This is a genomic window from Pseudoalteromonas porphyrae (assembly GCF_001298125.1).
GTDB classification, from domain to species: Bacteria; Pseudomonadota; Gammaproteobacteria; order Enterobacterales; family Alteromonadaceae; genus Pseudoalteromonas; species Pseudoalteromonas neustonica.
In genome coordinates, this window is the sequence record NZ_LHPH01000106.1 from 1 (window position 1) to 529 (window position 529).

The 529-nt window shown below is 42.9% G+C and carries 2 rRNA genes; both read left to right on the plus strand.

What is annotated here, in order from left to right:
• A 23S ribosomal RNA gene (locus ADS77_RS21410) occupies positions 1 to 162 on the plus strand; the annotation flags it as partial.
• Between the two features lie 188 nt (positions 163 to 350).
• Positions 351 to 465, plus strand: a 5S ribosomal RNA gene (gene rrf, locus ADS77_RS21415).
• The last annotated feature ends 64 nt before the right edge of the window (positions 466 to 529 follow it).

The window sequence follows — 529 nt, forward strand, 5'->3', positions numbered from 1 at the left end:
CGCTGAAAGCATCTAAGCGCGAAGCAGGCCTCGAGATGAGTTCTCACTAGAGCTATAAGCTCTCTGAAGGGCCGTTGGAGACTACAACGTTGATAGGCAAGGTGTGGAAGCATAGTGATATGTTAAGCTAACTTGTACTAATTACCCGTGAGGCTTAACCATACAACGCCAAACGCGTTTTATGTGACTGTTTAAGCGCAGAAGTTAAGATTGTAGGTCGTGATTTATCGCGACAACTAAAGTAGATTTACTAACAGCTGTAAGCGATAAGCTTAAAGTTGTAAGAAGACAATTATCAGCATTTTCAAATTTTAGTTAGTGCGTAGAGATACGAACTGACACCAAATTTGCTTGGTGACAATAGCGTTTTGGACCCACCTGATCCCATGCCGAACTCAGTAGTGAAACGAAACAGCGCCGATGATAGTGTAGCATTTGTTATGTGAAAGTAGGTCATCGCCAGGCTCCAAATAAAGAAAGCCCGACTCATAGAGTCGGGCTTTTTTACGTCTGCAGGAAAGTGAAAAAG